General features: G+C 60.2%; 24 protein-coding genes and 1 tRNA gene. 13 read left to right on the top strand and 12 right to left on the bottom strand.

Translation table 11 applies throughout. From position 1 onward, the window contains the following. Positions 1-5: 5 nt before the first annotated feature. From VWY60_RS04260 to VWY60_RS04235, 6 genes are all read right to left on the bottom strand, one after another. Complete coding sequence (locus tag VWY60_RS04260) at positions 6-977, bottom strand: KpsF/GutQ family sugar-phosphate isomerase (RefSeq protein WP_340547077.1); 972 nt, start codon at positions 975-977, stop codon at positions 6-8. Continuing rightward, positions 974-1,588, bottom strand: coding sequence for a ribonuclease D (locus VWY60_RS04255; RefSeq protein ID WP_416534372.1), 615 nt, complete (start codon positions 1,586-1,588; stop codon positions 974-976). The genes VWY60_RS04260 and VWY60_RS04255 overlap by 4 nt, the downstream gene beginning before the upstream one ends. Positions 1,589-1,820: 232 nt before the next feature. After that, positions 1,821-1,896, bottom strand: a tRNA-Thr gene (locus VWY60_RS04250). 72 nt (positions 1,897-1,968) lie between these two features. Then, complete coding sequence (locus VWY60_RS04245) at positions 1,969-3,489, bottom strand: heme biosynthesis protein HemY (protein WP_340547079.1); 1,521 nt, start codon at positions 3,487-3,489, stop codon at positions 1,969-1,971. Between the two features lie 10 nt (positions 3,490-3,499). Continuing rightward, positions 3,500-4,855 carry a hypothetical protein gene (locus VWY60_RS04240; RefSeq protein WP_416539906.1) on the bottom strand — a complete coding sequence of 452 codons (1,356 nt, stop codon included), beginning with the start codon at positions 4,853-4,855 and terminating at the stop codon, positions 3,500-3,502. Between the two features lie 53 nt (positions 4,856-4,908). Beyond that, positions 4,909-5,562 (bottom strand): uroporphyrinogen-III synthase, encoded by a 654-nt coding sequence (locus VWY60_RS04235; RefSeq protein ID WP_416539905.1) that lies wholly within the window; start codon positions 5,560-5,562, stop codon positions 4,909-4,911. Between the two features lie 155 nt (positions 5,563-5,717). Here VWY60_RS04235 and tsaD point away from each other — a divergent pair, with 155 nt between their 5' ends. From tsaD to VWY60_RS04210, 5 genes are read left to right on the top strand one after another with little or no spacing between them, the layout of a single operon-like run. Further along, on the top strand, positions 5,718-6,815 hold the full coding sequence (gene tsaD / locus VWY60_RS04230; RefSeq protein ID WP_416539904.1) for a tRNA (adenosine(37)-N6)-threonylcarbamoyltransferase complex transferase subunit TsaD: 1,098 nt from the start codon (positions 5,718-5,720) through the stop codon (positions 6,813-6,815). Beyond that, positions 6,812-7,774, top strand: coding sequence for an NAD(P)H-dependent glycerol-3-phosphate dehydrogenase (locus VWY60_RS04225; RefSeq protein WP_416539903.1), 963 nt, complete (start codon positions 6,812-6,814; stop codon positions 7,772-7,774). Before tsaD ends, VWY60_RS04225 begins: the two co-directional genes overlap by 4 nt. Before the next feature lies 1 nt (position 7,775). Next, the gene (locus VWY60_RS04220) at positions 7,776-8,048 is read left to right on the top strand and encodes a YciI family protein (RefSeq protein ID WP_340547084.1); all 273 of its coding nucleotides are present in this window, start codon (positions 7,776-7,778) and stop codon (positions 8,046-8,048) included. Then, on the top strand, positions 8,048-8,470 hold the full coding sequence (locus tag VWY60_RS04215; protein ID WP_416539902.1) for an EVE domain-containing protein: 423 nt from the start codon (positions 8,048-8,050) through the stop codon (positions 8,468-8,470). Before VWY60_RS04220 ends, VWY60_RS04215 begins: the two co-directional genes overlap by 1 nt. Positions 8,471-8,514: 44 nt before the next feature. Continuing rightward, positions 8,515-8,910, top strand: coding sequence for a DUF1761 domain-containing protein (locus VWY60_RS04210; RefSeq protein WP_416539901.1), 396 nt, complete (start codon positions 8,515-8,517; stop codon positions 8,908-8,910). Between the two features lie 369 nt (positions 8,911-9,279). Here the strand turns inward: VWY60_RS04210 and VWY60_RS04205 are convergent, their stop codons facing one another. The 4 genes from VWY60_RS04205 to VWY60_RS04190 form a co-directional block, all read right to left on the bottom strand. After that, on the bottom strand, positions 9,280-9,621 hold the full coding sequence (locus VWY60_RS04205; RefSeq protein WP_340547087.1) for a DUF2853 family protein: 342 nt from the start codon (positions 9,619-9,621) through the stop codon (positions 9,280-9,282). 250 nt (positions 9,622-9,871) lie between these two features. After that, complete coding sequence (locus VWY60_RS04200) at positions 9,872-10,531, bottom strand: PRC-barrel domain-containing protein (RefSeq protein ID WP_416534366.1); 660 nt, start codon at positions 10,529-10,531, stop codon at positions 9,872-9,874. A gap of 252 nt (positions 10,532-10,783) precedes the next feature. Beyond that, positions 10,784-12,175, bottom strand: coding sequence for an adenosylhomocysteinase (ahcY, locus tag VWY60_RS04195; RefSeq protein WP_340547089.1), 1,392 nt, complete (start codon positions 12,173-12,175; stop codon positions 10,784-10,786). A 144-nt stretch (positions 12,176-12,319) separates the two neighbouring features. Continuing rightward, positions 12,320-12,634 carry a hypothetical protein gene (locus tag VWY60_RS04190; protein WP_340547090.1) on the bottom strand — a complete coding sequence of 105 codons (315 nt, stop codon included), beginning with the start codon at positions 12,632-12,634 and terminating at the stop codon, positions 12,320-12,322. A gap of 273 nt (positions 12,635-12,907) precedes the next feature. On the opposite strand from VWY60_RS04190, the gene VWY60_RS04185 reads away from it, so the two are divergent. Beyond that, positions 12,908-13,504, top strand: a complete 597-nt coding sequence (locus VWY60_RS04185) for a hypothetical protein (RefSeq protein WP_416539900.1) — start codon at positions 12,908-12,910, stop codon at positions 13,502-13,504. 42 nt (positions 13,505-13,546) lie between these two features. Here VWY60_RS04185 and VWY60_RS04180 read toward each other — a convergent pair whose 3' ends face one another. After that, a complete protein-coding gene (locus VWY60_RS04180) occupies positions 13,547-14,101 on the bottom strand; it encodes an ActR/PrrA/RegA family redox response regulator transcription factor (protein ID WP_014876423.1) in 555 nt (184 codons plus the stop codon). An 83-nt stretch (positions 14,102-14,184) separates the two neighbouring features. Next, entirely contained in the window at positions 14,185-14,805 is a 621-nt protein-coding gene (locus tag VWY60_RS04175) for an SCO family protein (protein ID WP_340547092.1), read from the bottom strand. Between the two features lie 380 nt (positions 14,806-15,185). On the opposite strand from VWY60_RS04175, the gene regB reads away from it, so the two are divergent. The 7 genes from regB (at position 15,186) to addA (ending at position 26,783) form a co-directional block, all read left to right on the top strand. Next, positions 15,186-16,583, top strand: a complete 1,398-nt coding sequence (regB, locus tag VWY60_RS04170) for a sensor histidine kinase RegB (protein WP_340547093.1) — start codon at positions 15,186-15,188, stop codon at positions 16,581-16,583. A 92-nt stretch (positions 16,584-16,675) separates the two neighbouring features. After that, positions 16,676-18,226: a PAS-domain containing protein gene (locus VWY60_RS04165; protein WP_416539899.1), complete on the top strand. Its 1,551-nt coding sequence runs from the start codon at positions 16,676-16,678 to the stop codon at positions 18,224-18,226. Positions 18,227-18,325: 99 nt separating this feature from the next. Further along, the gene (gene tsaE / locus VWY60_RS04160; protein ID WP_416539898.1) at positions 18,326-18,802 is read left to right on the top strand and encodes a tRNA (adenosine(37)-N6)-threonylcarbamoyltransferase complex ATPase subunit type 1 TsaE; all 477 of its coding nucleotides are present in this window, start codon (positions 18,326-18,328) and stop codon (positions 18,800-18,802) included. After that, positions 18,799-19,797 (top strand): aminoglycoside phosphotransferase family protein, encoded by a 999-nt coding sequence (locus VWY60_RS04155; RefSeq protein ID WP_416539897.1) that lies wholly within the window; start codon positions 18,799-18,801, stop codon positions 19,795-19,797. Before tsaE ends, VWY60_RS04155 begins: the two co-directional genes overlap by 4 nt. 23 nt (positions 19,798-19,820) lie before the next feature. Then, a complete protein-coding gene (locus VWY60_RS04150; protein WP_416539896.1) occupies positions 19,821-20,495 on the top strand; it encodes a nucleotidyltransferase family protein in 675 nt (224 codons plus the stop codon). Continuing rightward, a complete protein-coding gene (gene addB / locus VWY60_RS04145; protein WP_416539895.1) occupies positions 20,485-23,418 on the top strand; it encodes a double-strand break repair protein AddB in 2,934 nt (977 codons plus the stop codon). Before VWY60_RS04150 ends, addB begins: the two co-directional genes overlap by 11 nt. Then, entirely contained in the window at positions 23,415-26,783 is a 3,369-nt protein-coding gene (gene addA / locus VWY60_RS04140; RefSeq protein ID WP_416539894.1) for a double-strand break repair helicase AddA, read from the top strand. Before addB ends, addA begins: the two co-directional genes overlap by 4 nt. The last annotated feature ends 56 nt before the right edge of the window (positions 26,784-26,839 follow it).

Below are 26,839 nucleotides of genomic sequence, written 5' to 3'. Positions count from 1 at the left end.
CCCCCTCAGCCAAGCCCGACGCGCAGGCAATCGTGGATATGCAGCAGTCCGACGGCCTTTGCCGTCTCTGCATCGGGATCGACGACAAACAGGCAGGTAATCTTGCGGTCATTCATGATTGCGACGGCTTCTTCCGCAAGCGAGCCGGGAGCAATGGTGGTCGGGTTGTGAGTCATGACATCGGCGGCGGATTTTTCCAGCAGCCCGTCCATATGCCGCCGCAAATCGCCATCGGTTATGATGCCCTGCAGCACACCGCCCGCATCAGTGACACCAGCAACGCCAAATCCTTTCTGGCTGATTTCGATCAGCGCGTCGGGCATTGGGGTTTCGGTGCTGACCAGCGGCAAGGCCGCCCCGTCGTGCATCAGGTCGTCAACCTTCGACAGCCGTGCGCCCAGCTTGCCACCAGGGTGGAAGGCGCGGAAATTTTCGGGTCGGAAATCCCTGTGCTTCATCAGGGCGATGGCCAGCGCATCGCCCATCGCCAGAGTGAGCGTCGTCGAAATCGAGGGCACCATGCCAAAACCGCAGGCCTCGCCCATGGCGGGGATTTGCAGATGCACATCGGCCTCTTTCATCAGGGTGCTGTCCATCCGGCTGGACAGTCCGATCAGCGGGATGCCAAAGCGACGCGTGAACGAAAGCAGATTTGCCAGCTCAGGCGCTTCACCAGAGTTGGAAATCGCCAGCACCACATCACCTTTGGACAGCATGCCGAGGTCGCCGTGGCTGGCTTCGGCGGGGTGGACGAAATAAGCGGGCGTCCCGGTAGATGCCAGGGTCGCGGCGATCTTGTGCCCGATATGACCGGATTTACCGATACCGCTGACGATGATCCGCCCTTCGGCCTGAAGCACGAGGTCTACGGCCTCGGCAAAACGTTCATCCAGACTGTCCGCCAGCGCATCCAGAGCACGGGCTTCGTCGGTGATCACCTGTCGCGCGGTGGCGAGGAATGTCTCTGCGCTGCTCATGAGTGTGCAAAGATATCGGTTTCGGGCCAGCCGTCGAGATCCAGCTTGGCACGCATCGGCAGAAAATCGAAACAGGCCTGCGCCATTTCGCTGCGACCTTCCCGATCCAGACGCTTGTCCAGCGCCGCGCGCAGCCGGTGCAGATACAGGACATCGGACGCGGCATAGTCGAGCTGCGCATCGGTCAGTTGCGGCGCCCCCCAGTCGCTCATCTGCTGTTGCTTGGAAATATCGACACCGATCAGGTCCTGAGTCAGGTTCTTCAACCCGTGGCGATCCGTGTAAGTGCGGACCAGGCGGCTGGCAATCTTGGTGCAATACACCGGTGCCGCCAGCGCTCCAAACGCGTGATACATGGCCGCAATATCAAAGCGGCCAAAATGGAACAGTTTCAGCACGTTGGGATCCTTGAGCATCCGGCAGAGATTGGGGGCTTCGGACTGCCCCTTGGAGACCTGCAAGATATGCGCGTTGCCGTCACCGCCTGACATCTGAATAACGCAAAGCCGGTCCCGATGCGGGTTGAGACCCATCGTCTCGCAGTCGATCGCAACGACTGGCCCGAGATCAAGCCCGTCGGGCAGGTCGTTCTGGTAAAGGTGATTGGCCAAGAGACGCGATCCTTTGTCTGGCAGGTACAACGGGTTTGGCCCCGAGATAGGGGTTTCGGCAGGCAAACTCAACTCTGGCACCGGCAATTGGCTCCGCTTTGGCGTGGAGCAGGCCCAATGCAACAGGGGGTCTCGCAGATATCTGCGGTCTTTTGATTGATCGCGGCTATAGATCGGCCACCGATATTAAGTCGGACGATCCTGCCGCGATGATCTTTTGCCGGTGGTGGTATGGTGCCGCTGAAGGGACTCGAACCCCCGACCCCATCATTACGAATGACGTGCTCTACCATCTGAGCTACAGCGGCGACCAGCGCGGGTCAGGGCCCGCAGCGGTCTGTGCGGCGCGCTTTAGCATTGGCGCGCCGCTTGGAAAAGATCTATTTCGCGCCTTGGAATTTCCCCTTGGGTTCTTCGGAAGCGTCGGATGCTGGGCTGTCTGGATCCGGTACCGCCGCCGGATCGTCACTTTCCAGCAATTCGACCTCGGGGATGTCACTTGTATCAGGTCCGGCGGCCCCTTCCGGCGTGCCTGTGATCAAGGGCAGCACCTGCGCACCAGTGGCGCCGACAATCTCGGGGGCCTCGGGGCGGCGCCAGCTGAGTGTGTCGAAGCTAGAACAGTTTTCACAGACCGGCGCCCATTCCGCGTGGATATGATTGCAGGTATCACAGACCCACTGTGGTCCGCGTGGCGCATTCAACGCCCGTGCCAGCCAGCCCTGGATTACCGCGTCCGAGGCACCCTCGCCCTTCTCGATGGCCGCCATCAAGGTCAGCGCCCGTGCATCGGGATTTCGTTCGACCAAATCGCCCAGCGCACGACGGGCCTCTGGAAAATCCTCCGCGACGATATGCAGCTCGGCCATCACCAGCCGGGTTTCATCATGCTGCGGCGCCAGCCGCGACAGTTGAGCAAAGCGTTTGACCCGCTCCGCGGCGGTTTCATTCGGCTCGACCTCGGCAAAGGCATGTGCCAGATCCGGGTGCGGCTGCGCTTCCCAGGCTTTTTTGAGAACCCGGATGGCGTAGCGCTTCTTGTCGCGCGCCAGATAGGCACGGGCCGCCATGGCCGCCGCGGGGACCAGATCCGGCGAAAGCCGGTTGGCCTCGATCGCCTGTTCCTGCTGTTCGACGGTCGCCCCGTCTTCGACAATCGCGCGAGAGGCGGACAGGGCCAGCACCGCATCGCGGCGCTTGTAGACGTCACGCGGCAGGGTGCCGGTCTTCAACTTCGTCGTTAGCGTCTTGCGCGCACCAGCCCAATCCTGCGCCCGCGCCTGAAGTGTCAGCAGCGTATCCTGCACCTCTTCGTGTTTGGGCCGCAGAGCAAGCGCCTTCTCGGCCAGTTGACGCGCCGTATCGGTATCCCCTTCGGAGAGCTTCTGTTTCATGATGCCGCGCACCCCGACAAAGCGGGTGGACTGGTTGCTCACCAGCCGCTTATAGGCCTCCGCTGCCTTCTTGGTGTCGCCTGCCAGTTCCGCAGCCTGCGCTGTCAGCAGGTCCGTCAGCTCCGGCTTTTCAAGATATTTCTCCGCGCGCGCAGCCTTGGCCATTGCCAACCGCCCTTCGCCAGAAGCCAGCGCCATCAACCCGTCTGATAGCGCCTGATAGCCCTTGCGCTCGCGCCCCTTGTCGAAATAGCGCGAAATCGCGGTTTCATCGCCATTAAGGAACCGTAGCGTCGCCAGAAGAAGTGAGAGAAGTTTGAATGCAACCCAAACGGCAAAAACCAGAACTGCAAGCGCAATGACCGACTGCAATGCGCTCAGGGTGTATTCGGTGCCGGCAACCGTGATCTGAACGCCGCCAGCGGTTTCCGTCAGCAATGTGGCACCAAAGGCGAGCACCGCCACGATGGCGACGAAAACGAGAATCTTCAACAATGACCAGAGCATGGCAGCTTCCTTATTTGGCGTTCAGGCTTTGGGCCAGTTCATTCACGGCAGCAACCGCCGAGAGGCGCGCGCGTGCAGCAGCCTGCCAATCAGCGAGCGGCGCAAGCGCGGTTTCGGGCAGGGCCTCAAGTTCCATCAGTGCGTCCTGCAGATTGCCATTCTGGACGGCTGCCTCGGCACGGGACAGAACGGCATCAGGATCATCCCCTTCGCGCGGTGCGACCGAACGTGCCCCAAGCTGACGCCGCATATAGGCGGCGATACCGCCGGTTCCCTTGGCTTCCTGACGTGCCGCAGCCAGCGCCTCACGTGCAGCCGGGGCAAACCCATCGCGCAGGCTGGAGCGGGTACTGACGCCAGCCTCTGCAGAGCCTGCCAGCGCCTCTGGCGGCGTCACACCAACCGCCCGCAGCTCATCCAGCAGACCGCTGAAGCTCGTCCCCGCATCAAGCGCCGAGCGCAGCCGCGCGACAATTGTTTGCGCACTGGCGATTCGGGCGGCCTCGGCGCTGGCTGCATCCATTGCACGCGCCTCATCGACCATTTTTTCGACCTCGGCCCGCTGTGCAGCCAAGCTGTCCTGAAGCTTGTTCAGTTCCGCCTCAAAGGCAGCAACAGCCTCTGGGCTAGCCGCGTCCGTGATCGGACGGCTTTCCAGCGCATCAACGCGGATCGCCAGACTATCCAGCGCGTCCGCGAGACCGGTATCACCTGCGGCGGTCGCTCCGGATTGCAGCGCGGCCACCTCCTGCTTCAGCGTATCCAGCTGTTCCGCCAGCGGTGCAATATTCAGATCGGCAGCGGTGGCGGCAATCCGGTCTTCCAGCTCGGAAATCCTTGTGTTCAGGCTCTCCTGAAGCTCCTCCAGAGCCGTGGCATCAACCGAAGGGGCGGTGCGCCACGACGGGGGCAGGAAGCCGTCCAGCACATTCGACTGCCCGGCCACAAACCCAAGCCCAGCCGCCACGACCCCTCCCAGAACCGCTGCGCCAAAACCGCCGCGTCTCTCTACGATACGCTCAACCTCGGGCGCCGGTGGGGTGAAGGGGGGCAGATCATCTGCACTGCGCTCCGTAGCGGCGGTCTCCACAGTCGAGGCTTCGGCCAGTTCGGCAGTTTCTGCCTGCTGCGGGTCAAGTTGATCGCGCTGATCATCAGAGACAGCGCCGGTTTCAGCATTTACCGGCTCGCTTGGCTGCACGTCTTCGGCCTCTGAATCCACCTCGGATTTGGAGTCCTCAGCTTGCGTCGCTTCGACCAGCTCGGACGGATCGTCGCCTGCTGCGGTTTCGTCGATGTCCAGCTTGGAGACAGACGACTGGCCCCTCTCGGCCTGCGTCTCATCGGATGTTTTCTTGTCAGCCACGCCGACATCCCCCTCGATTCTAAAAATCTCATAACATCAACTCGGCAATAAACTTACTGTGCCGATGGTCCACCCTCAACCCGCGCCAGACCAGCTGCGGCATCACGCACCAATGCGCACATATCCTTCGCCGTTGGAGAGTTACATATCTGTAAGTCTTTGCATTTCAATACGTTCAAAGGCTCGGCCACTGCTTTGCTGAAGGCGATCAGATGGAGTTCTGCGCGATATGGTGCCAATTTGACGAATTGCAGCGCAGTGCGCGGTGAAAAAAGCGGCACGATCAGCGAGGCTTGCGCATCCAGCGCCGCACGGGCCTGATCGTCGTAGCGCAGCAGAACCTGATCGTAGATCACATGTTCCTGGCAGTTGATACCGGCCTGACAAAGCCGCTTTGCGATATCACCGCGACTGTGGACACCGCGAAGATGAACGAGTGGGGTTTCGGGTGATAACTCTGTCACCGTCCGGACCAGCTGATCGGCATCCTGCCCGCAGCATTTCGCCTGCCACCCTTTTGCTCTGGCGACGTCGGTCGTGCGGTCTCCGATACAATAGGCCCGCTGACCTGACTGAGGCTTAGGGGCAAACCGGACTGCATTGGCGGAAGAAAAAACCACATCCCTAGTATAGAGATCGGTTACGGGCGAAGTCAGTTGCACATCAACGGGCTGCGCATCAAGCAATGGTGCGTAGATCACCTGCATCGTCGAGCGGGTGGATGCCGGAAGATCCGCAACGAACCGTTCCGCCGCCGCGCGGGGGCGTGTCATCAATAGGCCGACCATCACACGCCCCTCGGGATTGTTCGCCACTGCCATAGGTGGTAGCCCCAGCGGGGATATGATGCAACGGTAACGCCATGACACGAGACCTCACCCTGCTGGGATTGGAAAGCAGCTGCGATGATACGGCGGCAGCGGTAGTGCGCCATCCGGGACACGGCCCGGCGGAGGTGCTGTCTTCCATCGTTTTCGGCCAGACCGAGCTTCACAGTGCCTTTGGAGGCGTCGTGCCGGAGATCGCGGCCCGCGCTCATGCTGAAAAACTTGATCATTGCGTTCGGGATGCGCTGGCTGCCGCCGACCTGAGATTGTCGGATATGGATGCCATCGCGGTCACCGCAGGTCCCGGGCTGATTGGCGGCGTCATCTCCGGGGTCATGTGCGCAAAGGGGTTGGCCGCCGCGAGCGGGCTGCCCCTGATTGGCGTGAACCATCTTGCCGGTCATGCGCTGACTCCACGGCTGACCGATGCGGTCCCTTACCCCTATCTGATGCTTCTGGTGTCCGGCGGCCATTGTCAGTACCTGATCGTTCGTGGGCCTGCCGATTTCAGACGGCTTGGCGGCACCATTGACGACGCTCCGGGTGAGGCTTTCGATAAAACCGCCCGCCTTCTGGGTCTGCCGCAACCGGGTGGACCATCCGTACAGGCTGAGGCGGAGACCGGTGATCCTCGTCGTTTCCGCTTCCCCCGCCCTTTGCTGGATCGTCCAGATTGTAACCTGTCCTTCTCCGGCCTCAAGACTGCGCTGATGCGGATGCGCGATCAGGTTGTGGCCGAAAAAGGCGGTCTGACACGTCAGGATCGGGCCGATCTCTGCGCCGGATTTCAGGCAGCTGTCACCGATGTTCTGGCCGAGAAGACGCGCCGGGCGATCCGGCTCTACCTCGAGGAGATCCCCGACACGCGCACGGTTGCCGTTGCCGGAGGTGTCGCGGCCAATACCTCCATTAGAGCCGCGTTAGAGACAGTTTGTGCCGAGTTCGACGCCCGGTTCGTAGCCCCGCCGCTGGCACTTTGTACCGACAATGCCGCGATGATTGCCTATGCCGGACTGGAACGGTTTCGCAATGGCGAGCGCGACGGCATGGACCTTGCCGCGCGACCACGCTGGCCACTGGACCAAAGCAGCCCTGCCATGTTGGGCAGCGGCAAGAAAGGAGCAAAGGCATGAGTGTTTCCGTGCTCGGATCCGGTGCCTTTGGCACTGCTCTGGCGATATCGCTGGCAGCCAACGGGCCGGTCACCCTCTGGGCGCGCGACGCCGACCAGGCGCTGCAGATGCAGGAAACCCGCCGCAACAGTCGGCGCCTGCCAGATGCTGCGCTGCCGGACAAGCTGACGGTGACAAACGATCTGGAACGCGCCGCACAGGCCGAAACGGTGCTGCTTGCGGTGCCAATGCAGACGCTGCGCGGGTTCATAACCGCTCACGCCGCTTTACTGCGCGACCGCGGGCTTGTGGCCTGCTGCAAAGGGATGGAGCTCAAAACCGGGCTTGGTCCATTGGCGGTGATCCGTGACTGCCTGCCCGAGGCCCGAACGGCGCTGCTGACCGGCCCCAGTTTCGCCGCTGACATCGCACGGGGCCTGCCAACGGCCCTTACGCTGGCCTGTGGCAACGCAGAGACCGGCAGGGAATTACAACAACAGCTGACCACCAAGACCCTACGGCTCTATCGCACCACAGATACGATTGGCGCAGAGATTGGCGGTGCGCTGAAAAATGTTATCGCAATTGCCTGCGGCGCCGTGATTGGTGCCGGTCTGGGCGATAGCGCCCGCGCCGCGCTGATGACCCGGGGATATGCCGAGATGCAGCGTATGGCGCTGGCCACAGGGGCCCGCCCCGAGACACTGGCCGGTCTCTCCGGTTTTGGCGATCTGACGCTCACATGCAGCTCTGATCTGTCGCGAAACTACCGCCTGGGGCTTGCCATCGGCCGCGGCGAGGCTTTCGATCCAAATATCACAGTCGAAGGCGCCGCCACGGCACGCGCGGTTCATGCCGCGGCCACGGCGCGGCAACTGGACATGCCTATCACCGCTATCGTCGTCGCCCTGCTCGATCAGCGCTTGACGATTGCCGATGCCACCGCTCAACTGCTTTCAAGACCACTAAAAGAGGAATGACATGCTGATTGCCCTGATCGCGCGCGATAAACCTGATCATTTGCAGACCCGGATGGACAACCGTGCCGCGCATCTGGCCTATATCGAGGAGACCGGCGTTGTTGCGCAGGCGGGACCGCTACTGGATCAAGACGGCGGCATGGTCGGCTCGCTGATCATCCTTGATGTCGAAGACATGGCTGCGGGCCAGGCTTGGGCGGATAGCGACCCCTATGCAAAGGCCGGACTGTTTGAAGCGGTTGAGCTGATCACCTGGAAAAAGGTCGTCGGCTGATGGCCTATTGGCTGTTCAAATCCGAACCCTCCACCTGGGGCTGGGCTGATCAGCTAGCCAAAGGTGGCGCGGGTGAGGAGTGGGACGGCGTCCGCAACTACCAGGCGCGCAACTTCATGCGCGACATGGAAATCGGCGACCTCGGGTTCTTTTATCACTCGATGAAGGAGAAATCTGTGGTCGGGATCGTCGAAATCTGTGCCGAGGCCCACCCAGACAGCACCACGGATGACCCGCGCTGGGAATGCGTCAATATCAAATCGGTGCGCAGCTTCTCTAAACCGGTGACACTTGATCAGATAAAAGCCGATCCGCGGCTTGAAAACATGGTTCTGGTCAAGAACTCCCGCCTCTCGGTACAACCTGTCACCGCTGAAGAATGGGCCCATATCTGCGCGTTGGGGGAGACAGATCCCGGTTGATCTGACAGAATTCTCAGGCTGGCGCTGGTATCAGGGAGAGTGCAATGGAAATACTGAATGTTATCGCAGCCGCGATTGCCGGCTTTGTTCTGGGCGCGGTCTGGTATGGCGTGCTGGCTGAGCCTTGGATGCAGGCGGCAAAGGTGCCTCGCGATGAAAACGGCAAACCGACAGGTGGGCAAACACCGGCGGTTTTTGTTGCTACCTTTGTGCTTCAGCTCATTGTTGCGGGCATGATGCGCCATGTCTTTGCCCTGTCGGGGATTGATACCGTGGGCGGTGGCCTCGTCGGTGGGCTGGGCGTAGGGCTGTTTTTCATCACCCCATGGATCATGATCAATAACCTCTACGCTGTCAGACCGCTGCGCCTGTCAATGATTGATGGCGGCTACGCTACGCTGGCCTGCGGTGCGATTGGTATCGTGCTGACGTTGTTCTGACGCCCTTCGCTGGCGAAACGCTATGCACAAAAAAGGGAAGATCCGATCATATGACAGGATCTTCCCTTTCACCCCACGTGCTCCAATTCCACCACACGTGTTCGTAAATCTGTGATCCTGGCCATCCTGACCGGTATCTAGAAGATAGGCCGACCAGCGGTGATTCCGCAAAGGCAATACAGGTAAAATGCAATACATGTACAACCGGGGCATGTTCCGTGTCGCCGTGATGTCGGTTAATCCCGGTGTCTCCACGAACCAATGACACAACGACTTAGAAGAAGCCGCCCCACCGTACATCATGATATACGAAAAGCGCCCGCCGGGGGTTTCCGACGGGCGATCCTCAGCGGTCTTCAGGCAATCTGATCAGCCGTAGACGGATTCTTTCCCGAAGTGCTTGGTCAGCATATAGTAGACGACTGCGCGGTATTTGTTCCGCTCAGACTTCCCGTAGGTCTCGATCACGCTATCGATTGCAGACATCAGCTCGGGCCCATCGGACAGGCCCAATTTCTTGATCAGGAAGTTATTTTTGACGGTCTCCAGCTCTGCCGGCTGGCTGGAGGCTACGGTGGATGCGTCGGCGTCATAGATGGCCGGACCACAGCCGATGGTGACCTTGGTGAGCAGGTCCATATCCGGATCCATGCCACATTTGGTTTTCAGATCACTTGCATATTGCTCGATCAGATCGTCGCGTTTTCCCAAAACTCTCTCTCCCATGTTACTCAGCGGAACTACTGGTATCGCCAGGCACTGCGCCTGATCAGTTCTTATTCCAGCAGCTTAGTCGCAGAACGGAACAGGGCAACCGGGAATTTCGGCGGTAAACTCTCATTTCTGTGCGAAACGACGAACAATCGCCGAACACGACAGAAATGGCGCCCCTCGGATGAGGGGCGCCAAAGCCATCTCACAACACCTCAATCAGGTGCCGATTCAATGTGGCAGAGTCGCGTTATACGCGGTCACCGATGAGACGATCATCCTGCAGCGGCTTGATCATGTTTTCGTCGATTTCCGGCATCGAGCGCAGAGCCGCCTCGGTGCGTGTGCTCAGCTTCAGCTGACCGTTGCGGGTGAAATCCATGTCGGACAACGGCACGGCAACGGTGTATTCATTCAGGCCAAGGAAACCGCCGACGCCGATCACACCTGCGATCTTACCGTCCTGTTCGATCACATAGTCGATCTCACCGACATTCTCGCCGGTCGCGGAGAAGACGTTTTTGCCGACCAGATCAGCGACGGTCATCTCATCCAGTGGCGGCAGAGGTTCACCAGCGGCATCCGAAGCATCATATTCCCCGCGCGGGATGGTGGTGGAAGCGTCAGAGCTTACATTGACGTTTTCATCGCCATCCGCCGGAGTTTGGCCGTTCACGGTCTCAACGCCGCTATCTACCTTGTATTCACCACGCGGAACGGTGGTGCCTTCGGTGGTGTCGAGCGACACGCTGCCGGTTGTTTCCTGGCCACCAACAGTTTCGATCTGGGTGTCGGCCTTGCTTTCGCCACGCGGCACCGAGGTGCCAGCCTGCGCAATACCAGCGCCAGCCATCAGGGCAGCAGCAGTCACACCAGCAAGAATACGGGTTTTGGTTTTCAGTTCGGTCATGTCGTTTTCTCCTTCGTTTGAAGTACGGAAATCAAACGTCATGCCGCTCGAATACGTTCCCGGATTTTTCCGGAATCTCGACATTAAATTATTGGAACTTTTGAGCGCGAAACAACGTTTTCGCGCGCGGTGCGTGCTAGGTCAGACCTATTAAAAGGCAAATAAAAATCAGTCACATAAAAGAAAGCACCCCACCGATGGCGGGGTGTTCTGTACGTTTACTTCATTCCGAAAATCAGAAGGAAGATAGGATCAGTAGCGATAGTGCTCAGGCTTGAACGGGCCCTCGGGTTTGACGCCGATATAGGCCGCTTGTTCGGGGGCCAGTTTCGACAGTTTCACACCGATCCGGTCCAGGTGCAGACGAGCAACTTTTTCGTCCAGGTGCTTGGGCAGGATGTAGACATCGTTCTTGTAGGCCTCACCACGGGTCCACAGCTCGATCTGCGCCAGCACCTGGTTGGTGAAGGAGGCCGACATCACGAAAGACGGGTGACCCGTCGCGTTGCCAAGGTTCAAGAGGCGGCCTTCGGAGAGCAGGATCAGACGGTTGCCCGAGGGCATCTCGATCATGTCGACCTGTTCCTTGATGTTGGTCCACTTGTGGTTTTTGAGGTTGGCGACCTGGATCTCGTTGTCGAAGTGGCCAATATTGCCAACAATCGCCATATCCTTCATCTCGCGCATATGCTCGATGCGGATGACATCCTTGTTGCCGGTGGTGGTGATGAAGATGTCGGCGCTGTCCACTACATCTTCCAGCAGGACCACTTCGAAACCGTCCATCGCGGCCTGCAGGGCGCAGATCGGGTCCACTTCGGTGACCTTGACCCGGGCACCGGCGCCGCGCAGGGAGGCAGCTGAGCCCTTGCCCACATCGCCGTAACCGCAAACTACGGCGACCTTGCCTGCCATCATCGTATCGGTGGCACGACGGATACCATCGACCAGCGATTCCTTGCAGCCGTATTTGTTGTCGAACTTCGACTTGGTGACCGAATCGTTCACGTTGATCGCCGGGAAGGGCAGCTGCCCTTCTTTCACCAGCTCATAAAGACGGTGAACGCCGGTGGTGGTTTCCTCGGAAACGCCTTTGATCGCCTCACGGGTTTTGGTGAACCAGCCCGGGCTTTCGGCCATACGCTTTTTGATCTGGTTGAAGATCGCTTCTTCCTCTTCGGAGGTCGGAACTTCGATCAGATTGGTTTCGCCAGCCTCTACGCGCGCGCCAAGCAGCACGTAAAGCGTTGCATCGCCACCATCATCCAGAATGAGGTTTGCGCCTTCAGGGAACTGGAACGAGCGATCCAGATAATCCCAATGTTCTACAAGGGTCTGGCCCTTGATCGCAAAGACAGGCGTGCCGCCTGCCGCGATTGCGGCCGCAGCGTGGTCCTGGGTCGAGAAGATGTTGCAGGAGGCCCAGCGCACATCCGCGCCCAGCGCCACCAGCGTTTCGATCAGAACCGCAGTCTGGATGGTCATGTGAAGCGACCCGACAATCCGGGCCCCTTTCAGCGGCTTGCTGTCGCCATATTCGTCACGCAGGGCCATCAGCCCCGGCATTTCGGTCTCAGCGATGTCGAGTTCCTTGCGGCCAAACTCGGCCAGCGCGATGTCCTTGACGATATAATCCCCGGCCATTGCGTGCTCCATTCCGGTTACATTTTGTCTACCGCAGCAGGTAACACCGCAATGGTTTATAAGCAACGAAGATGCCCGAAAGCGCCGGGGCGCAGCGACCGGAGGTCGTGCGCCCCGACCTTCCCAACGGTCCGGGGGGACAGGTCAGCTGGGGGTGCCTTGCGGCCTGGGGTCTTCCGTCAATTGGAAAAACCCGGTGCCGGAGGCCACCACACAGCTCAACCCGTTGGGATGGGAAACCAGCACGGTGAAAGTGCCGGTTGTTGCTGAAGCCCAGAATTCGATCACGGTGGAAACGGGCTGGCTGGCTTGCAGCCCGCCAGCAGTCAACCGCTCGGCGTATGAGGATTGCAAACGATCCACCAGGTGATCGCGGGGACTGCAGCCAGCGGCAAGCACCGGCGGCGCAGTCGCAAGCATCCCAAAGATAAGCGAGGTGCAGGCAAGACGTTTAAACATGACAATCTCCTTTCGCATGTGCCTAAGCGACGAAAGAGGCTTGCCAAGGGGGCAAGAGCCCCTGTCGTACCTATAAATATGGGGCCAGAACCGGCCGGTATCAAATCCCGGCCGGTCAACTGTTCGTGGTGTCCATGTGTGCTCAGCAGGTGATCCTGCCACCACATAGGCTCGAGAACACCGTTGGCGGCCTGCCTTAGGCGCCGTGCCGGCAATTGCGCTGCACGCACTCACCGGCTAGTCAGAACCCACCGCCAAAGGAAGAGACTGACCATGCCCCCCAAACCTCCGCGCGCCTGGCAAAGGATGCTCTCCGGTCGCCGCCTTGACCTGCTTGATCCGACTCCGGTCGATGTCGAAATCGAGGATATTGCCCATGGGCTGGCCTTTGTGGCGCGCTGGAATGGCCAGACCATTGGTGATTTTGCCTATTCCGTGGCAGAGCATTCGCTTCTGGTGGAGACGATCTACGGTCGCCTGAACACGAAGGCGCCGGTGCGATGGAAGCTGGCGGCCCTGCTGCACGACGCGCCGGAATATGTCATCGGAGACATGATTTCGCCGGTAAAGAATGCCGTTGGCCCAAGTTACGGCGAATTGGACCAGCGGTTGACGACGGCGATTCATATCCGCTTTGGTCTGCCTGCCGTATTACCTAAAACGGTCAAGGCCCAGATCAAGAAAGCAGATCGGATCAGCGCCTGGATGGAAGCAATCGAGATCGCCGGATTTTCCCGCAGCGAAGCCGACCGCCTGTTTGGAAAGCCGGATCAAACGCTTATGGAAGGGCTTTCCATCCGCCTGCGACCACCGGTCGAGGTCCGCAAAGATTACATCACCCGGCACGCCGATCTCTTGGCACTGCTCTGATCCCAAGAAAAAAGCCTCTCCCGATCTGGAGAGGCTTTCGCTTCACTTGGGGCTGCGTTTGGCGAGAATGCGCTGAAGCGTGCGCCGGTGCATGTTCAGCCGTCGCGCGGTTTCCGATACATTCCGGTCGCATAGTTCGTAGACCCGCTGAATATGCTCCCACCGCACACGATCCGCACTCATTGGATTTTCCGGCGGCGGCGGCAGCTCTTCTTCATTGGCGAGCAGCGCGTTCATGATGTCCGACGCATCAGCAGGTTTTGACAGGTAATCCGTCGCACCAATCTTCACCGCTGCAACGGCTGTCGCAATGGCACCATATCCAGTCAGAACAACCACTCGGCTGTCGGGGCGGCGCTCTCGCAGGATCTCCACCACATCAAGCCCGTTGCCGTCCTCTAGCCGCAGATCGACCACCGCAAAGGCTGGAGGGCGGGCTGTGGCTATGGCGCTGCCTGCTGCGACAGATCCTGCTGTCTCCACCTCAAAGCCACGTTTTTCCATGGCCTTGGCCAAGCGCCGCAGAAAGGGCTCGTCATCATCGACCAGCAAGAGCGTCTTGTCCGGTCCTATTTCCTGCATAGCAGCTTCGCCCATGCTGTCGGTCTCCCCCGCAATGTTATCAGGTCGTGAGGCTTGATATTACGTCTCGCCTCCGAAACGTCAAACCTTCATCAGGATTACAGGTTTTCCAGAAAGCAGCCGACCTTGTCAGCAACCTGTTCCGGTGTCTCGTCACGGCGAAAGAACTCCACAAATCCCTGCTCGGGCAAAACCAGATAGGAAAAGGTCGAGTGATCAACAAGATAGTAGTCTTCGTCGCCGTCATGTTTCTTGTAGTAGGTCTTGTAGGCGCGGCTGGCGGCCTTAACCTGTTCGTGTGATCCCGTCAGACCAATCATCCGTTCATGCAGATTGGCGGCAAAATCACCCACCACCTCAGGTGTGTCGCGATCCGGGTCGATGGAGATGAACACCGGTGTCACGTCCTGTCCACGCTCATCCAGCAGATCGATGACCTCGGCATTGCGGGCAACATCCAGAGGGCAGACATCAGGGCAGAACGTATAGCCGAAATAGACCAGCGACGGCTTGGTGATCACATCCTTATCCGTCACCGTCTCACCCTTGGCGTTCAGCAGCTCAAACGGTCCGCCGATTGTATCGGACCCTCCGGCAATCTGACTGGCGCGGCATTCGGCGAAGTCATCACCCGCGCCTCCTCCGCGTGTGGCAAACCAGGCTCCCCCTACCAGGGCAGCGACAACAACGGCAGCAAGGATGGCATAGAGACGGGTCATGAGATCACACTTTGCGCAAGAATTAGATGGGTCATCAGGCTGCGCCAGACCTACCAAGAATCTCAGGCGATGCAACGGGCGGAGCGAAGCAGCCGCCGCGCATCGGCCAGAAGTGGTCCAGCGATCCTGCACGGGGGTCGACCTATCGCAGGCCTTACCCCAATGACCAGACGGACAAATCAGCGCAGCCGCGGGCGATCCCGGCGACAGTCACCGTATAAGGAGGCCATCGCCAAAGCAGATCAATTGTCTGTCTGCGCCAGGAATGCGAGGATACTAAGACAGTCTGGTTTCGTCTTGTTCCAGAGCAGGCCATATGTCAGCCAGATCCCGACCGGGGCCAAACAAAATGGCTCCATCCCCTCGGCACGGAGTGCGGTATGAGCGCGACAAATATTGACCTGCTGAGCGGGCAGGAACGGAGCCACTGGATTCGCCTGCGCACGTTGATCCTGCTGCGCTGGGTGGCGATAGCTGGTCAGGTCTCTGCCATCACCGTGGCACAGCAGCTCTATAATCTGCAGCTGGAGCTCGTGCTTTGCTATATCGCGATTGGTGTTTCGGTTCTGGGCAACCTTATTGCGATCATTCTGTTCCCGCAGAACAAACGCCTCTCGGAATTCGAGAACTTCCTGATGGTTCTCTTTGACCTCCTGCAGCTGAACTTCCTGCTCTATCTGACCGGTGGATTGAACAACCCCTTCGCGCTACTGGTGCTGGGGCCGGTGACGATTTCCGCCTCGATGATGCGGCTGCGCTCGACCCTGATTATCGGTGCCACCGCGATCATCCTGGTAACACTGCTTGCGGAATTTCATCTGCCGCTGCGCACGCCGCAGGGGTTTGTGCTGCGGGTGCCGGATATCTTTGTCTTTGGCAACTGGACTGCCATCGTGATCGCGGTCTTGTTCATTGGCGCCTATTCCTACCGGATTAGCGCCGAGATCCGCTCGATGTCGGATGCGCTGGCCGCGACCCAGATGGCCCTGTCGCGCGAACAGAAGCTTACCGATCTGGGCGGCGTTGTGGCCGCTGCGGCCCATGAGTTGGGCACACCGCTGGCCACGATCAAACTGGCCAGCGCAGAGTTGATCGACGAATTGGATGACCGGCCCGACCTGCGCGAAGATGCCGCCCTGATCCGTGAACAGGCGGACCGGTGTCGCGATATTCTCAGAGGCATGGGGCGCGCGGGTAAGGATGATCTGCATCTGCGCCAGGCCCCGCTTTCCACCGTGATAAACGAGGCGGCAGAACCGCATATGTACCGGGGCAAAACCGTGATCTTCGAGGAAGCCCCGGAAAGCGATGGCGATCCCCAGCATCCGACCATCCTGCGCCAGCCGGAAATCATTCACGGCCTGCGCAATCTCGTGCAGAACGCGGTGGATTTTGCCCGAACAACAGTCTGGATCGATGCCAGCTGGAACGATGAGACGATTACCCTGCGCATCAGCGACGATGGTCGGGGCTACCCGTCACATCTGCTGGGCCGGATCGGCGACCCCTTCGTGCGGCGGCGTCGTAGCGACAGCGACCGGCGCCAGCGTCCCGAGTATGAGGGCATGGGTCTGGGACTGTTCATCGCCAAGACATTGCTGGAACGCAGCGGCGCTCAGCTGATTTTCGCAAATGGATCCGATCCCAATCAGACCTTGACCCGTGATCCGGAACGTTGTGGCGCATTGGTGCAGGTCAGCTGGCCCCGAAGCAAGATTGACGCTCTGACAGGCGAAAATGCCGTTCCCATCGGGGAAAATAAACGTATAGAAATTTAACTATTCACTTTTAGGCAACCAATTAAACTTCATTTAACCATTATCGGGAAACATCGGTCGGGAGAGTAAAACACTTGTGGGTAACGGACATCATGCAGCAGATCCTATCGACCGACTGGCTTGTATTGGCAACGCTTTGTGCGGCTACGGCCGCGGCAGCTGTCTGGTGGCTGTCTCCGAATCCCAAACCCAAGGGCTTTGAGCAGGATCTGCTGCAGGGCGATGGGCGCTCTGATGCGGTGTTTCTCTTTGATGACACGACGCTGATCGGCTGGTCCTCCGGCGCGCGCCGGTTCGTGGGCGAACAGGCGGAGAGCTTCAGCTGGGCCAACCTGCGAGAACAATTGGCCCGCAGCTATCCGGGCCTGCCGCAGTCTCCCGGCTTTCTGAAGGATGTCGGACCGCTGGTGCTCTCGGGAACTGCAAATGCCGAAAGCCGCGAGGCGCTCTGCGAATGGATTGATGGTGTCACCCGGGTACAGCTTCGCAGCACGACATCCGAGGAGCATAATCACAGCATCGACCAGGAGCTTACGACCCTGCGTTCAGCCGTGCATCAGGCGCCCTACCCTGTCTGGCTGCAATCCGATGACGGTGCGGTTACCTGGTCCAATCTTGCCTATGACGATCTCAGCCAGAAGCTCCGTGGCCGCAACGTCGATTTCTCGGAACCGCTGTTCACCAATCTTGATGACCCGATGGCCAGCGGCAAACCTGAACGGATTTCGATCCCCATGCCCGAGAGCAAGAAGAAGCTCTGGTACAATATCTCGACCACCGAAACCGAAGCCGGCTGGTTGTGCCACGCGGTGGATGTGAATGCGGTTGTTGACGCCGAAATCGCTCAGCGCAACTTCGTCCAGACATTGGCAAAGACATTTGCCCAGCTTTCTATCGGTCTTGCGATTTTTGACCGGAATCGTCAGCTGGTACTGTTCAATCCGGTGCTGATCGACCTGACCGCCCTGCCCGCCAATTTCCTCAGCTCGCGGCCGAACCTGCTGACCTTCTTTGACCGGCTGCGCGATCAACGCATGATGCCGGAACCCAAGAATTACTCCAGCTGGCGCCATCAGATGGCCGACCTTCTGGAAGCCGCAGCCGAGGGCCGCTATCAGGAAACATGGTCGCTGCCATCGGGGTCAGTCTACTCCGTCTCTGGCCGCCCGCACCCGGATGGGGCGATTGCCTTCCTGTTTGAGGATATCACCGCCGAGATCACCCTGACCCGCCAGTTCCGTTCCGAGCTTGAAATGGGTCAGTCGATCATGGATCAGATGGACGAAGCCATCGCCGTTTTTGCAAATGACGGTACCATGACCTTCTCCAACGCCGCCTATCACGATCTGTGGCAGATGGATCCCGACGGCAGCTTTGCCAAAATCACCATCATGGACTCCAGTCGGGTATGGCAGGACATGTGCGCCGCAACACCGGCCTGGGGAGAAGTTCGCGATTTCGTTGCAGGTAGCGACAGCCGCACCCCCTGGTGGGCAAACGTGCAGCTGCGCAACGGCACCCCGCTGATCTGCAAGGTGACCGCCATCCAGAACGGGGCAACCATGGTCAGCTTCCGCTCCCCCGACCCGGCGCCGACTCCGGTGGACCAACAGCGGTTTGCGATTACCAAGCAGGAAAAATAGCGCTGTAGGCAGCCCTTCGATCAGCAGGAAAGCCCGGTTCGATACCGGGCTTTTTCGATCCGGCTTGCAGCCTTGCGCGCGTGGCGGCATTGTCGCCCCATGACAACCCAGACGCTCGTAATCCCTCTCGCCTCACCCGACCACACCGCCGTGCTTGCCGCCCGTATTGGTGCCCAGCTGCATGGTGGCGATTGCCTGCTGCTGGAAGGCGTCATCGGCGCCGGTAAAACCCATTTTGCCCGCAGCCTGATCCAATCTCAGATGACCGTGCCCGAGGATGTCCCCTCGCCCACATTCACTCTGGTTCAGACCTATGAGCTGCCCGGCGGAGAGCTCTGGCATGCCGATCTTTACCGTCTGTCAGCCCTCGATGAAATCGAAGAGCTGGGTCTGATTGCGGCTTTTGAAACAGCTATTTGCCTGATTGAATGGCCGGACCGCCTAGAGGAACTCACGCCAAGCGACGCGCTGCATGTTTCGTTGGCGCTGGACCCAGACCATGACGATGCCCGCACCGCCACCCTGCGATGGAGCGATCCGCGCTGGGACACCCTGATGAAGCAGATTTCCACATGACCGACCGAAACCATCTCATCTCAACCTTTCTGAGTGATACCCCCTGGCAAGACTGGACGCGCGAGCCGCTGGCCGGCGATGCGTCCAACCGGCGCTATGAACGGCTGCGCCATCACGATGGCACCTCTGTTGTGCTGATGGATGCCCCGCCTGATCAGGGCGAGGATGTTGCTCCATTTGTGGAGATTGCGACCTACCTGCGCGACCAGGGACTGAGCGCACCAGAGATTCTGGCCGAAGACCGCACAAACGGGTTCCTGATCATCGAAGATCTGGGCGATGCGCTCTTTGCGCGTGTGATGCGCGATGATCCGGCACAGGAACGCGCGCTATATGAGGCCGCTACTGATGTTCTGATTGCCCTGCATGACGCCCCGATGCCAGAGCTGGAGCCGCTGGGACCCAGACTGATGGCAGAACTATCCGGCCTCGCATTTGAAAAATACCGGGATGTGATCCGTGAGGAGACGTCGACTGAGCATCTTGCCCGCTTCACCGACCAGTTCGAGGATATCCTGCGCCGCACGATCAAAGGTGACGTTGTTTTGGTTCAGCGGGACTATCACGCGGAAAACCTGATCTGGCTGCCCGAGCGCACCGGCGTCGCAAAAGTCGGATTGCTGGATTTCCAGGCCGCCCGTGCGGGTCATCGGGCCTACGATCTCGTGTCTCTGTTACAGGACGCCCGCAGGGATGTGCCTGCCGCCATCGAGATGCAGATGATGGATCGCTACGTCACCGCGACCGGTGTCGACGAAGGCAGCTTTCGCGCGGCGTATACCGTGCTGGGTGTGCAGCGAAATATGCGCATTCTGGGTGTTTTTGCGCGTTTGGGCAGGGATTATGGCAAACCGCAATACGTCGATCTGATCCCGCGTGTGTGGGATCATTTTCATCGGGGCCTCGACCACCCGGCAATGGCACCGCTTGCGGAGTTCCTGCATCGTGAAATGCCGGTGCCCACCCCTGAGGTCCTCGACCGGTTGCGCGGCTGATGGCAGACCCCAGATATCCCGTCATGATCTTCGCCGCGGGCTTTGGCACCCGGATGCGCCATCTGACCGCAGATCAGCCAAAACCGATGATCCCGGTCGCTGGCCGTCCTTTGATCGATCGCGCTCTGGACATGGCACGAGAGGTTGCACCGACGGTGATAGTGGCCAACAGCCACTATAAGGGCGACATTCTGGCCCGCCACCTTGCCGACAGTGAAGTGGTGATCAGCCCCGAACAGCCACAAATCCTTGATACCGGGGGTGGACTGCGACAGGCCTTGCCGCTGCTCGGCGCACCGGACGGGCCGGTCTATACCGTGAATCCCGATGTGGTCTGGCGCGGGCCAAACCCGTTGCGCCTGCTAAGAGCTGCCTGGGATCCGGAACGCATGGACGCGCTGCTGGCCTGTATTCCCATTGCTCGTACCATAGGGCGCATCGGTGTTGGCGACTTTCATACCGATGGTGACGGGCGCCTGCAGCGGGGCGGCGATCTGGTCTATGGCGGCGTACAACTTCTGCGCACCAACCGATTGGCAGAGATCGAAGAAACCGTCTTCTCACTGAACACACTTTGGGATCTGATGGCACAGGAGGACCGCCTGTTTGCGCTGGAATATCCCGGTCATTGGTGCGATGTCGGCACCCCCGAGGGGATCCCCCTGGCCGAGGAACTGATAGCCCAAGATGAGATTTGAGCCGCAAGACACGCCACGCCTCTTTGCCGTTCCCTGCGGCGTCGATTTCCCGCGCGCCCTTGTTGAGGGGCTAATCACACGCAGCCGAGCCGCACCACCGGAAGCGCTGGCGAAGGTGGAGCTGATCGTCAACACCTCCCGTATGGCGCGCCGGGTGCGGGATCTGTTTGACCAAGGGCCAGCGCTGTTGCTGCCCAAGATTTCTCTGCTCACGGATCTTGATATGCGCGCGACACTTCGTGGTCTGCCGCCAGCATTGCCGCCGCTGCGGCGGCGACTTGAGCTGTCGCAGCTCATCGCCAAATTGCTGGATGCCCAGCCGGATCTGGCTGCGCGATCCTCGCTTTACGATCTCTCCGACAGTCTGGCAGCACTGTTCGACGAAATGCAGGGCGAAGGGGTCAGCCCTGACACCATTCGATCACTCGATGTCTCCGATATGTCGGGCCATTGGGCGCGTGCGCAGCAGTTCATCGCTATCGCAGATGAATTCGCAGAAACCCATGCAAACGCGATGGACGCGCAGGCCCGCCAGCGGCAGGTTGTGCTGGATCTGATCGAAGACTGGCAGGAGCAGCCGCCCGAACACCCTGTCATCCTCGCAGGTTCCACCGGATCGCGCGGCACCACACTGATGCTGATGGAGGCCATTGCGCGGCTGCCGCAGGGCGCCGTGATCCTGCCAGGATTTGATGACCAGCAGCCCCGGCATGTCTGGGAGCATCTTGATGACCCGCTGATGTCCGAGGATCATCCGCAATATCGGTTCTTCAAGATCATGCGCGATCTGGACATGACTGCGGATGATGTTCTCCCATGGGTCGCAACATCACCAGCCGCCGTTGCCCGTAACAGATTGGTATCCTTGGCGTTGCGCCCAGCGCCGGTCACAGATGCCTGGATGCGCGAAGGACCGGAACTGCGCGACATCGACCGGGCCACCGCCGAGATGACCCTGGTCGAAGCGCCCAACCCGCGTGCGGAGGCACTAGCCATCGCGCTGCGCCTGCGCCAAGCCGCCGAGGATGGTCAGACCGCCGCCCTCATCACACCGGATCGTATGTTGACCAGACAGGTGGCCGCAGCGCTGGATCGCTGGGATATTCTGCCGGATGATTCCGCCGGTCAGCCCTTGCAACTGTCGCCGCCGGGCCGTTTTCTGCGCCATATTGCCGAGCTGTTCTGTAAACCGCTTACCTGCGATGCGCTGCTGACCCTGCTGAAGCATCCTCTCTGCCACGATGGGGCAGGGCGCGGCGATCACCTGCGCCACACCCGCGAGTTGGAACTGCGCTTGCGCCGCTACGGACCTCCCTTCCCGGATGCCGACAGCTTTGCCGCATTTGAAGTCGGGCGCGACCTGATGCCCGGATGGACCGGTTGGCTGTCCCAGTGCTTTGCCGACAAACCCATCAGCGGAACGCAGCCACTGTCCCGGTGGGTCGATACCCTGCGGCAGCTGGCAGAGGCGGTAAGTCTGGGCAGTCAGGACGCTGCAAGCGGTGGCCTGTGGGACAAGAAAGCCGGCCGCAAGGCGCTGGAAATCATGGACAACCTGCGCGCCGAGGCTGGATATGGCGGCGAAATGACAGCTCGGGACTTTGCCGATCTCCTGCGGGCGCTGCTGTCGCAAGGTGAGGTCCGCGACCGGGATGCACCCTATGGCTCCATCCTGATCTGGGGCACGCTGGAGGCACGGGTGCAGGGCGCCGATCTGGTGATCCTCGGTGGCCTCAATGAAGGCAGCTGGCCAGAGGCAGCCACCCCCGATCCTTGGCTCAACCGCCAGCTTCGCCATCAGGCGGGCCTGCTGCTTCCTGAGCGGCGTATCGGACTGTCAGCCCATGATTTTCAACAGGCGGTCGCCGCCCCTCAGGTCTGGATGACCCGCGCCGAACGGTCGGATGAGGCGGATACGGTGCCGTCGCGCTGGCTCAACCGAATGACCAATCTGTTGTCCGGGCTGCCGGGGCAGGGCGGCCCGGCGGCACTGGCGGAGATGCGGGCACGCGGGCAGGAATGGCTCGGCTGGGCCGACGCGCTTGAGGCACCGGTACCGACAGATCCCGCAAAACGTCCAGCACCGCGCCCACCCGTTGCTGCCCGCCCGCGGCGCCTGACCATCACTGAAATCCCTCGGCTGATCCGCGATCCATACGCGATATATGCCAAGCATGTGCTGAAGCTGCGCCCACTCGATCCATTGGTACAGGAACCCGACGCCCTGCTGCGCGGCATCGTTCTGCACAAGATCCTGGAAGATTTCATCAAGGCCACTGTTGCCGACCCAAGCCAGCTGACGGTGCCAAATTTTCTCGCAATCGCCGCCTCCCATCTGGAAGCCAAGGTGCCCTGGGCCATCGCGCGCAGCCTCTGGCTGGCCCGGCTGGAACGTATCGCTGACGATTTCATCAATGGTGAGCGCCAGCGGCAGGCCAACGCACGCCCCTCCGGGTTCGAGGTCTCTGGTGCGGTACGGGTGGCACCGTTTGATTTTGAAATTGCTGGCACAGCAGATCGGATTGATGTGGATGAACGTGGAGGCCTGCATCTTTTTGACTATAAGACCGGCGATCCACCATCCGAGAACCAACAGAAAGCGTTCGAGAAACAGCTGCTGATTGAAGCTGCGATGGCGGAACGCGGCGCCTTTGATCGCTATGGTGAGGGCAGGGTGGAGCGCGCCATATTCCTTGGTCTCAAAAGCCCTCTGAAAGAGGTCGCAGCCCCACTTCTGGACGAACCTCCCGGCAAGGTTTGGGAGGAACTGAGCAAGTTGATCGGTGCATATTTTAAGCCTGATCAAGGATATAGCAGCCGTCGCATGGTGTTTCAGGACACTCAGACCGGCGATTATGACCATCTGGCGCGCTACGGCGAATGGGACCGAAGCGCAACGCCGGAACCGGAGATTCTGACATGACCGCCCGCGATGCCGCCTCCGAAGCGCAGTTCCGGGCCGCCCGCCCGGACGCCTCAACCTGGCTGGCTGCAAACGCCGGATCAGGCAAGACCAAGGTGCTGACCGACCGGGTGGCGCGCCTGTTGCTGCGCGGCGTGCAACCCCAGCATATCCTCTGTCTGACCTATACCAAAGCCGCCGCCAGCGAGATGCAGAACCGGCTGTTCAAGCGGCTTGGTGAATGGGCCATGCTCGGCGATGAGGCGTTGACCACGGCGCTTACGGAGCTGGGTGCGCAGGATGTAATCTCTGCGGAGGGAATGGCGCAGGCCCGCACCCTGTTCGCGCGCGCAATCGAGACACCCGGTGGACTGAAGATCCAGACAATCCACTCCTTCTGCGCCTCATTGCTGCGGCGTTTTCCGCTGGAGGCAGGCGTCAGTCCGCAGTTTTCAGAGATGGATGACCGAGCGGCGGTGCTGCTGCGGGCCGAGGTTGTGGAGGCGATCGCAGAAAGCGCCGATCGGTTTGAGGCTGATCTGATTGGTAAGCTGGCCCGGCAAGTGACAGACAGCGATTTCGAGACTCTGACCGCTGCCATATGCCAACGCCGGTCTGATTTTGATGCGCCGCTCGATCGAGCGGGGCTTTTGACGCTGTTTGATCTGCCTGAAGGATTTGACACTGGTGCGTTGGAAGACGGCGTGTTTCTCGGGGGTGAAGGGGATCTTCTGGCGCGAACCTGCACCATGCTGGAGCAAGGCAGCAGCACGGATATCAAGGCAGCAGCCAAGCTGCGCAAGATAACGGAGCCAACCTGTGCGGACCTGCCGATTCTTGAGTCAGTTTTTCTGACGGGGGCGTCAGCCAAAGCGCCCTTCAGTGCCAAGATCGACGCCTTTCCCACTAAGAAGCTGCGCGAAAACAACGTTGCGCTGATGGATCAGCTGGAACCGCTGATGCGACGTGTCGAGGCCGCACGCGCCCAGCGTCTTGCCTTGGCTGCGGTCGATAAATCGCTGGTTTTGCACGATTTTGCTGCGGTATTCCTGCCTGAATATGATCGCCGCAAACAGCTGCGCGGCTGGCTGGATTTCGACGATCTGATCCTGAAGGCCCGGCAGCTGTTGAATGATCCGGCTGTTGCGGCCTGGGTTCTTTACCGATTGGACGGCGGGATTGACCACATCCTCGTCGATGAGGCTCAGGACACCAGCCCGGTGCAATGGGATGTCATCGAAAAACTGGCCCAAGAGTTCACCGCCGGCGAGGGCGCACGATCCGACGTCGAGCGAACCATTTTTGTTGTCGGTGACAAGAAACAATCAATCTACTCATTCCAGGGGGCCGATCCTGACGCCTTCGACCGAATGCAGGCTGAGTTTGCCGACCGGCTAGCGGAAACCGGCAGCGCATTGCAGAATGCAGCGCTGGAGTTCTCCTTTCGCTCCTCCGCAGCGATCCTGGGGCTGGTCGATCTGGTGTTCAAGGACAGCCCTGGCGCAGGTTTTCACCGTGACGCGCTGCACCGCGCGTTCAAATCAGAACTGCCAGGACGGGTCGACCTCTGGCCCGTCGTCGACAAGATCGACACAGAGGAAGAGCGTGACTGGACCGATCCCGTAGATCGCCCCGGCGCCCGCCACCACACGGTCATTCTGGCCGAGCAGATCGCCAATACCATCAAGGAGATGATGGACAACAAGGTCACGCTACCCGAGGATGGCCCTGAGCGCGGCAGCTTTCAGCGCCGCCCTGTACAGGCAGGTGACTTTCTCATTCTGGTGCAGCGCCGGTCCGAATTATTTTCGGAGATCATCCGTGCCTGCAAGAAGGCTGAACTGCCTATTGCCGGTGCCGACCGACTGAAAATCGGGGCCGAGCTGGCGGTAAAGGATCTGGCCGCTTTGCTGTCATTTCTCGCCACGCCAGAGGATTCGCTGTCACTGGCCGCCGCCCTCAAATCACCTTTGTTTGGTTGGAACGAACAGGCCCTGTTCGATCTGGCTCACCGTCGTGAGGGCGGCAGCTACCTCTGGACCGCTCTGCGCGACCGGGCGGCGGAATATCCAGACACGATGGCAATTTTGGACGACCTGCGCGGCCAGACCGATTTTCTGCGCCCTTATGACCTGATCGAACGTATCCTGACGCGCCACGGTGGTCGTCAGCGCCTGCTCGGCCGATTGGGGCCCGAGGCGGAGGATGGCATCAACGCCCTGCTCAGCCAGGCACTCGCCTACGAGCGCACCGATATCCCGAGCCTCACCGGGTTTCTGGTTTGGATGCAGGCCGATGATCTGGAAATCAAACGCCAGATGGGGGCGGCGGGCAATATGATCCGGGTGATGTCAGTGCATGGATCCAAGGGGCTGGAAGCGCCGATCGTGATCCTGCCCGACACAGCCAAACGCAAGCCGCCACGCGACGATGAAATCATGCGCGCCGAGGCCGGGCCGATGTGGAAACTGCCCAGCGCCCTGATGCCGCAAGTGATGCACCGCGCCCGTGAAACGGCGCAAGACAAGGCCAGAAACGAACGGCTGCGACTGCTCTATGTGGCGCTGACACGGGCCGAAAAATGGCTGATCGTCGCCGCTGCCGGCGAGCTGTCCAAAGACGGTGACAGCTGGTACCAGATGGTTGAGCGCGCGTTGAGAGAGGCAGGTGCCAGCCCTTGTCAGACCAGCTATGGTGAGGGGCTGCGCCTGCAACACGGCGATTGGGACGGGCTGCCGTTTCATTCTGCAGCGCCGGTCGTCCCTCTCCAGCCGCAGCTGCCGGATGTGTTCCGACATGCACCCCCCCCTTACACGCCGCCCGTGCCAACGCTAAGCCCATCGGATCTCGGCGGAGCGAAGGCCTTACCGGGCGATCTGGGACAGGATGAAGAAGCGGCCAAGGCGCGCGGCAGCCGACTCCACAGATTGCTGGAACATCTGCCCGGCACCAGCAAGGAGATCTGGCCGCAACTGGCTGAGACGCTGCTGGCAGGTCACGAAGACACCGCTGAACTATTGGCTGAGGCGACGCGGGTCCTGACCACACCGGAATTGCAGGAGATCTTTGCCCCGGATACCCTGGCAGAGGTCGCCGTATCAGCGGATCTGGATGGTCGCCGGATCCACGGTGTGATTGATCGGCTGATTGTCACCCCAAAACGTGTGCTGGCAATTGATTTCAAATCGAATGCCACTGTGCCGAGCCGTCCTGAGACCTGCCCGGAGGGGCTGTTGCGGCAGATGGGGGCCTACGCCCATACTCTGGCCACGCTCTATCCGGATCGGCAGATCGAGACGGCTTTGCTCTGGACCCGCACTGCGTCGCTGATGGCCTTGCCACACGATATTGTGTCATCCGCCCTTAAGCGCCGCGAGATACCTTGACGATCCGTTAAGCCGTTCATAGGTTCACAGCCGAACTGCCACACTCTTAGGGAGAC

Source organism: Phaeobacter sp. JH20_26 (assembly GCF_048056275.1).
GTDB classification, from domain to species: domain Bacteria; phylum Pseudomonadota; class Alphaproteobacteria; order Rhodobacterales; family Rhodobacteraceae; genus Phaeobacter; species Phaeobacter bryozoorum.
This window is presented reverse-complemented; position numbering and strand designations above follow the sequence as displayed.

What these genes read in the sequence shown, in the direction of transcription:
- VWY60_RS04210 (WP_416539901.1), top strand. Translation starts at nt 8,515, where the DNA reads ATGGAAATACTGAATGTTATCGCAGCCGCGATTGCCGGCTTTGTTCTG.
- VWY60_RS04260 (WP_340547077.1), bottom strand. Translation starts at nt 977, where the DNA reads ATGAGCAGCGCAGAGACATTCCTCGCCACCGCGCGACAGGTGATCACC.
- tsaD (WP_416539904.1), top strand. Translation starts at nt 5,718, where the DNA reads ATGACACGAGACCTCACCCTGCTGGGATTGGAAAGCAGCTGCGATGAT.
- VWY60_RS04215 (WP_416539902.1), top strand. Translation starts at nt 8,048, where the DNA reads ATGGCCTATTGGCTGTTCAAATCCGAACCCTCCACCTGGGGCTGGGCT.
- VWY60_RS04190 (WP_340547090.1), bottom strand. Translation starts at nt 12,634, where the DNA reads ATGTTTAAACGTCTTGCCTGCACCTCGCTTATCTTTGGGATGCTTGCG.
- VWY60_RS04220 (WP_340547084.1), top strand. Translation starts at nt 7,776, where the DNA reads ATGCTGATTGCCCTGATCGCGCGCGATAAACCTGATCATTTGCAGACC.
- VWY60_RS04245 (WP_340547079.1), bottom strand. Translation starts at nt 3,489, where the DNA reads ATGCTCTGGTCATTGTTGAAGATTCTCGTTTTCGTCGCCATCGTGGCG.
- VWY60_RS04200 (WP_416534366.1), bottom strand. Translation starts at nt 10,531, where the DNA reads ATGACCGAACTGAAAACCAAAACCCGTATTCTTGCTGGTGTGACTGCT.
- addA (WP_416539894.1), top strand. Translation starts at nt 23,415, where the DNA reads ATGACCGCCCGCGATGCCGCCTCCGAAGCGCAGTTCCGGGCCGCCCGC.
- VWY60_RS04235 (WP_416539905.1), bottom strand. Translation starts at nt 5,562, where the DNA reads ATGCAGGTGATCTACGCACCATTGCTTGATGCGCAGCCCGTTGATGTG.
- VWY60_RS04155 (WP_416539897.1), top strand. Translation starts at nt 18,799, where the DNA reads ATGACCGACCGAAACCATCTCATCTCAACCTTTCTGAGTGATACCCCC.
- VWY60_RS04175 (WP_340547092.1), bottom strand. Translation starts at nt 14,805, where the DNA reads ATGACCCGTCTCTATGCCATCCTTGCTGCCGTTGTTGTCGCTGCCCTG.
- VWY60_RS04225 (WP_416539903.1), top strand. Translation starts at nt 6,812, where the DNA reads ATGAGTGTTTCCGTGCTCGGATCCGGTGCCTTTGGCACTGCTCTGGCG.
- tsaE (WP_416539898.1), top strand. Translation starts at nt 18,326, where the DNA reads ATGACAACCCAGACGCTCGTAATCCCTCTCGCCTCACCCGACCACACC.
- addB (WP_416539895.1), top strand. Translation starts at nt 20,485, where the DNA reads ATGAGATTTGAGCCGCAAGACACGCCACGCCTCTTTGCCGTTCCCTGC.
- regB (WP_340547093.1), top strand. Translation starts at nt 15,186, where the DNA reads ATGAGCGCGACAAATATTGACCTGCTGAGCGGGCAGGAACGGAGCCAC.
- ahcY (WP_340547089.1), bottom strand. Translation starts at nt 12,175, where the DNA reads ATGGCCGGGGATTATATCGTCAAGGACATCGCGCTGGCCGAGTTTGGC.
- VWY60_RS04185 (WP_416539900.1), top strand. Translation starts at nt 12,908, where the DNA reads ATGCCCCCCAAACCTCCGCGCGCCTGGCAAAGGATGCTCTCCGGTCGC.
- VWY60_RS04165 (WP_416539899.1), top strand. Translation starts at nt 16,676, where the DNA reads ATGCAGCAGATCCTATCGACCGACTGGCTTGTATTGGCAACGCTTTGT.
- VWY60_RS04150 (WP_416539896.1), top strand. Translation starts at nt 19,821, where the DNA reads ATGATCTTCGCCGCGGGCTTTGGCACCCGGATGCGCCATCTGACCGCA.
- VWY60_RS04180 (WP_014876423.1), bottom strand. Translation starts at nt 14,101, where the DNA reads ATGGGCGAAGCTGCTATGCAGGAAATAGGACCGGACAAGACGCTCTTG.